Origin of the sequence: Micromonospora acroterricola, assembly GCF_003172955.1 — a bacterium.
Taxonomy (GTDB): domain Bacteria; phylum Actinomycetota; class Actinomycetes; order Mycobacteriales; family Micromonosporaceae; genus Micromonospora; species Micromonospora acroterricola.
The window spans coordinates 1-6,069 of the sequence record NZ_QGKR01000065.1; the positions used below are offsets into that span (position 1 = coordinate 1).

The following is a 6,069-nucleotide window of genomic DNA, read 5'->3' on the forward strand; positions in this document are numbered from 1 at the left end:
CCGCCCGGCCCCCGCCCGCCCGGCCGGCGCCGGACTGCCCACCCTGGACGATGACGGCGACCCGGACCGCAAGGTCGGCCGGCGCAAGGCCATGGTCGCGCTCGGCGGCACGGCTGCCGTCGTCGCCGGTGGAGCGGCGCTCGCCTTGACCCCGCAGTTCCGCGGCCTCTTCGGTGACGAGGCGGTGGCCGGTGACGCGACCGGCAGCACCGTCACCGACGGCACCGCGGCCCGGCCCAGCGGCCAGCAGCCCAGCACGGTGCGCACCTACACCGAGCAGAACGAGAGCTACATGGGCTCCCGGGCCGGTGAGGCGCTGAAGAAGAACGCACCCTCCGGTGGCCGTACGTTCTCCGGCCCGGCCGCGGCCGCCGCGGAGACCAAGGTGACCGTCAAGACGGTGCTGGCCAAGGACCCGATCCTGCACCTGGCCCGGCGGGCCACCTTCGGTGCGACGCCCGCGGTGGTCGCCGACATCAAGAAGCTGGGCATCGACGGCTGGGTCCGCGCCCAGCTCGACCCGGACAAGATCGAGCCGAGCAAGGCCGAACTGAAGCTCGCCGAGCTGCCCACGCAGAAGCTCACCGTGCAGCAGCTGCGCGACCAGCGGGACAAGCTCAACGAGCAGGGCGCCCAGCCGGAGCGCGAGATGGTCGACGCCACCCTGGCCCGGCAGATCTGGTCGAAGCGCCAGCTGTTCGAGGTGATGGTCGACTTCTGGAACGACTTCCTGCACGTCGCCGCGGAGTTCGACGGCGGCGAGGTGTACCGCAGCTCGTTCGACAAGGACGTGGTGCGGGCGCACGCGCTCGGCAGCTACCCGGAGATGCTGGTCGCCGCGAACAAGCACCCCGCGCTGCTGATCTACCTGAACCAGAAGGACTCCCGCAAGGACGCGATCAACGAGAACCTCGCGCGGGAGAACCTCGAGCTCTACTCGGTCGGCGTGGACGGCGGCTACAAGGAGCCGGACGTCCGCCAGGCCGCCATGCTCCAGACCGGCCGTGGCGTCGAGGACGGCAAGTACGTCTTCAAGTCCGAGCAGCACTACGTCGGCAAGGTGAAGATCCTCGGCTTCACGCACCCCAACAACTCGGCGGACCCCAAGAAGGCCGAGGCGGCGATCGACAAGTACATCACCTACATCGCGCTGCACCCGTCGACCGCGAAGTACGTCGCGCAGAGCCTGGCGACCCGGTTCGTCTCTGACACCCCGCCGAAGTCCCTGGTGGACCGGCTGGCCAAGACGTACACGACCAACAACGGCATGATCAAGCCGGTGCTGATGGCCCTGTTCAGCTCCTCGGAGTTCTGGGCCGCGGTCGGCCAGAAGGTGCGCCGGCCGATGGAGTACCTGGTCGCCACGTACCGCGTCCTGGGTGTCTCGCCGGACCCGTCGCCGAAGAACGACAACGGCGACAACAAGCGCACCCCGTTCGCCCGGGGCCTGCGGCAGATCCACGACAAGCTTCGCGAGCTGGGCCACTACCCGATGGGCCAGCCCACCCCGGACGGCTACCCGGACGTCTACGTCGCCTGGACCTCGGCCGGCACCATGGTCAACGGCTGGAACGAGGCCGGTGAGATCCTGGCCGGCTACCGGACCTCCTTCACGTACACGGCGCCGGAGAAGCTGGTCGCCAAGCCGCCGGCCACCGCCGGGGCGTACGTGGACGCGCTCGCCCAGCGGCTGGTGAACCAGAAGCTCAGCACCCGGGAGAAGAACCTGATCCTCGGCGTGGCCGGCGTGCCGGCGAGCGCCAAGGTCGATGCCACGTTCAACGGGGCCATCACCGCCGTCGCGCGGGCGATCCTCGCGTCCCCCCAGCACCACCTCCGGTGAGGCACCCGATGGAGAAGACTGTGTACAACTCTTTCCCCCTGCACCCCGAATGCCCTGACCTGCGGCGGCTCGCCGACAACCCGGCCGAGGCGCTGCTCCGGGCGGAGGCCGACCTCGTCGCCGCCGAGAACGCCGCCGAGGCCGACCGCTACCGCACCCTGGAGGACCTGGAGGAGGCCCAGCAGGACGGTCGTGGCGTCACCCGGCGGACCTTCGTCGCCGGCGCCGCCGCCACCGCCACCGCGCTGGCCACCGCCCAGTTCGTCACCACCTCGGCGTCGTTCGCGGCGACCAAGACCGGCACCCTGATCCACGTCTTCCTTTACGGCGGGCTGGACGGGCTGAGCCTCGTCGCGCCGGACAACGACCCGGTGCTCGCCAAGGCACGCCCCGACCTGCTGCTCGGCAACGACTCGCTGGCCCTGGGCCGCGGCTTCAAGCTGACCAGCGCGTTCAAGCCGCTGGAGCAGTGGCTCAAGGCCGGCCAGCTGGGCTTCATCCCGGCGGTCTCCGACGAGCGGCTGTCCCGCAGCCACTTCCAGGCCGCGGACGCCTGCAACCTCGGCGGACTGCCCAACGAGACCGGCGGCCGGGGCTGGCTGGACGGTCTGGTCGACAACCTCGGCAAGGGCACCGCGTTCCGCAGCGTCGGCGTGGGCAGCACCCTGCCCCGCTCGCTGGTCGGCAACAACGGGGCGCTCTCGCTGAACAACGTCGGCTCGCTGCGGCTCAACGGGGATGACCGGTTCCGCGCGGCCACCGAGAAGGCCATCAAGGGGCTCTTCACCGGGATCAACCACCCCGTCGAGGAGGCCGTGCAGGAGGGCATGGGCGCCCTGGCCACCGCCCAGAAGCTCGCCGCCAAGCCGTACAAGCCCGCCGCGGGCGTCACGTACGAGGGCGTCGGCAACGCGTTCCAGCAGCTCGCCCAGCTGATCAAGGGCGGCGCGAACGTCCGGGTCGCGACCGTCGGGATGGGTGGCTACGACACCCACGAGAACCAGGGCACCCGCGACGGCGGCCAGCTGCACCGCCGGCTGAACGAGCTGGCCAGCGCGATGGCCGCGTTCTTCACCGACCTCGGCCCGCAGGCCGCCGACGTGACGATCATGGTGTCCAGCGAGTTCGGCCGGCGGGTCGGCTCCAACAACAACGGCACCGACCACGGGCACGGCGGCGTGGTCACCCTGCTGTCGGGCAAGAAGCTGGCCGGCTCGCTGCTCGGCACGTGGAACGGCCTGGACAAGCTCGACTCCGGTGACGTGCCGGAGTACAACAACATGTTCAACGTGTACGGCGCGGTGGCGCAGGGCCGGTTCGGGCTCACCAACGCGGAGGTCGACAAGGTCTTCCCCCGCCAGAAGTACGCCCCGATGAAGCTGTACGCGTGACGCACTCGCACACCCACGCCGCCGGCCGCCGCACCGGGACCACGTCCCGGCACGGCGGCCGGTCGGCTGCGCCCGTACCCCCGCAGATCCCTGCCCGGCGCGGACCCGGCGGCCGGCGGCTGCTGGCCGCGCTGCTCCTGGTCGGCCTGCTCGCCAGCGTGCTGCCGTGGTGGCTGGGCACCCCCGCCGGCTCCCTGCGGAGCACGGCGGCCACCCTGACCGCCGCCGGCCGGATCAGCGGCCTGGTCGCCGGCTACCTGCTGCTGGTGCAGGTGCTGATGATGAGCCGGCTGCCGGTGCTGGAACGGTGGATCGGTGGCGAGCACCTGGCCCGCTGGCACCGCGACGTCGGCGCCACCCTGCTGGTCGCCGTGCTGGCGCACGTGTCGCTGACCCTGGTCGGCTACGCGGACCTGCGGAACCAGTCGGTCCTCGCCGAGGTCGGCACGCTGCTCGGCGACTACGAGGACATGGTCTCGGCGTTCGTCGCCGCCGGCATCATGGTGCTGGTCGGGTTCACCAGCATCCGGGCGATCCGGCGGGCCCTGCCCTACGAGCTGTGGCACCTGCTGCACCTGTCCAGTTACCTGGTGCTGCTGCTCGGCTTCGGGCACCAGTTCACCCACGGCGCGCAGCTGTACAAGCCCGGCCCGGTGCGCACCGGCTGGATCGCCCTGTACGTGCTGGTGGTCGCCGCCCTGCTGTGGGGCCGGGTGATCGCCCCGCTGGCGTTCAACCTGCGGCACCGGTTGCAGGTCGCCGACGTGGTCGCGGAGAGCCCGGACACCATCTCCATCTACCTCACGGGCGAGCGGCTGGACCGGCTGGAGATGCTCGGCGGACAGCACTTCCGGTGGCGCTTCCTCACCCGGGGCTGCTGGTGGCAGTCGCACCCGTTCTCGGTCTCCGCCGCCGCCAACGGCCGCTGGCTGCGGCTCACGGTCAAGGTGGTCGGCGCGCACACCGCCGACCTGCGCGACCTGGACCCGGGCATCCGGGTCTGGGCGGAGGGCCCGTCGGGCACCTTCACCGCCGCGCACCGGGTCCGTGAGAGGGCACTGCTGATCGCCGGCGGCAGCGGCATCACCCCGATCCGGGCCATGCTGGAGGAGCTGCCGCCGGGCGCCGCGCTGATCTACCGGGCCCGTACGCCGGCCGACGTGCTGCTCAGCAGGGAGCTGGACTGGCTGGCCCAGGCCCGGGACACCTCGGTCTGGTACGTCATCGGCTCCCGCGACGACCCCGGCCCCCGCCAGTTGATGAGCCCAGACGGGCTGCGCCAGCTCGTGCCCGACGTGGCCCGGCGGGACGTCTACCTGTGCGGGCCGCCCGGGCTGGTCGAGCAGTCGGTGCGCGCGCTGCGCCGGGCCGGCGTGCCCCGCCGGCAGATCCACCTGGCCACCTTCGAGTTGTAGGAAGGCATCCCATGCGTCGCGCGTTCCTCGCGATCACCGGTCTGGCCGCCAGCACCACCGCGCTGGTGGTGCTGAAGGGCTCGCCGGGCACCACCCAGGTCGCCCAGGACCTGCCCACCGCCCAGGCGGTCAACCCCACCCCGCAGGACGCGGACCCGAGCGCCGCCCCGCCGGCGCCGGGCAACCCGGCGGGTGCGGCGCCGAAGCCGTCGGTGAGCGCCGGCGCGCCGTCGTCGCCGAAACCGAGCAGGAGCACCGCCCGCCCGTCGGGCACCCGCACCACCGCGAAGGCCCCCACCGCGCCGCGCACCACCTCGAAGCCGCCGCAGCAGCCCACCACCCGCCGGGTCACCGGGCCGGGCGTGGACAACGAGTACGGCTACGTGCAGGTGCAGATCGTGGTCTCCGGCAACCGGATCGTCGAGGCCGTCTCGCTGTCCCTGCCCAGCGGGGGCGAGTCGGACATCCACAGCGGCGACGTCCGGGACCGGTACAACGGCACCGGCGGCGAGGTGGTGCAGAAGCAGAGCGCCAACCTCAACACCGTCTCCGGCGCCACCGAGACCAGCAACTCCTACAAGCAGTCGCTGCGGGCCGCGATCGAGCAGGCATTCTGACGTGCCGGCGGCGATGACCAGACCGGGGCTGTGCCGGGTCGAGCAGATCATGGGTACGGCGATCACCCTCGACCTCGCCGACGACCTGCCGCCGGCGCGCCTGCACGAGCTGGCCGACCAGGTCTTCGCCTGGATGCGTGAGGTGGACGCGCGGTTCAGCACGTACCGGGCGGACAGCGAGGTGTGCCGCTTCGACCGGGGTGAGGTGCTGCTCTCCGAGGCGTCGTCGGACCTGCGGTTCGTGCTGGAGGCCTGCGCCGACCTGTGGGGCGACACCGACGGGTTCTTCGACGCGTACGCCACCGGCCGGCTCGACCCGTCCGGGTTCGTCAAGGGCTGGGCGGCGCAGGTCGCCTCGGACCGGCTGCTCGCCGCCGGCGCGGCGAACCACTGCGTGAACGCCGGCGGCGACGTACGGGTGCGGGGCTGCTCGCCGTCGGGGGAGCCGTGGCGGATCGGCATCCGGCACCCGTGGGACCCGATGGCGACCTGCCTGGTGCTCGCCGGGACCGACCTGGCGGTCGCCACGTCCGGCGTCTACGAGCGGGGTCGGCACGTGCTGGACCCGCGCCGGGGTGCGCCGGCGGGTGGGCTGCGCTCGGTGACCGTGGTCGGCACCGACCTCGGGGTGGCCGACGCGTACGCCACCGCCGCCCTGGCCATGGGGGTCGCCGGCATCGGCTGGCTGGATCGGCTCGCCGACCACACCCACGCCGTCATCACCGACGACGCCCGCCAGTTCCACTCCGTGAACCTGCCCCTGACGGGCTAGCGGAGCGGGCGGCGGTGGCGTACGCGTCGGC

Annotated in this window: 5 protein-coding genes; all 5 read left to right on the plus strand. The window is 72.3% G+C overall.

From position 1 onward, the window contains the following. Window positions 1-1,843: DUF1800 domain-containing protein (locus tag DKT68_RS00960; RefSeq protein ID WP_109815548.1), on the plus strand; the 1,843-nt coding region annotated here is incomplete at its 5' end. An 8-nt stretch (window positions 1,844-1,851) separates the two neighbouring features. Next, a complete protein-coding gene (locus tag DKT68_RS00965; RefSeq protein WP_109815549.1) occupies window positions 1,852-3,234 on the plus strand; it encodes a DUF1501 domain-containing protein in 1,383 nt (460 codons plus the stop codon). Continuing rightward, a complete protein-coding gene (locus DKT68_RS00970; protein ID WP_109815550.1) occupies window positions 3,231-4,649 on the plus strand; it encodes a ferredoxin reductase family protein in 1,419 nt (472 codons plus the stop codon). Before DKT68_RS00965 ends, DKT68_RS00970 begins: the two co-directional genes overlap by 4 nt. Before the next feature lie 11 nt (window positions 4,650-4,660). Then, window positions 4,661-5,266, plus strand: a complete 606-nt coding sequence (locus DKT68_RS00975; RefSeq protein ID WP_109815551.1) for an FMN-binding protein — start codon at window positions 4,661-4,663, stop codon at window positions 5,264-5,266. Window positions 5,267-5,315: 49 nt separating this feature from the next. Beyond that, window positions 5,316-6,038 carry an FAD:protein FMN transferase gene (locus tag DKT68_RS00980; protein ID WP_109815552.1) on the plus strand — a complete coding sequence of 241 codons (723 nt, stop codon included), beginning with the start codon at window positions 5,316-5,318 and terminating at the stop codon, window positions 6,036-6,038. Window positions 6,039-6,069: the final 31 nt, after the last annotated feature.

Bases quoted from the DNA above. Each gene is read 5' to 3' on its own strand.
- DKT68_RS00965 (WP_109815549.1), top strand. From the start codon at position 1,852: ATGGAGAAGACTGTGTACAACTCTTTCCCCCTGCACCCCGAATGCCCT.
- DKT68_RS00980 (WP_109815552.1), top strand. From the start codon at position 5,316: ATGGGTACGGCGATCACCCTCGACCTCGCCGACGACCTGCCGCCGGCG.
- DKT68_RS00975 (WP_109815551.1), top strand. From the start codon at position 4,661: ATGCGTCGCGCGTTCCTCGCGATCACCGGTCTGGCCGCCAGCACCACC.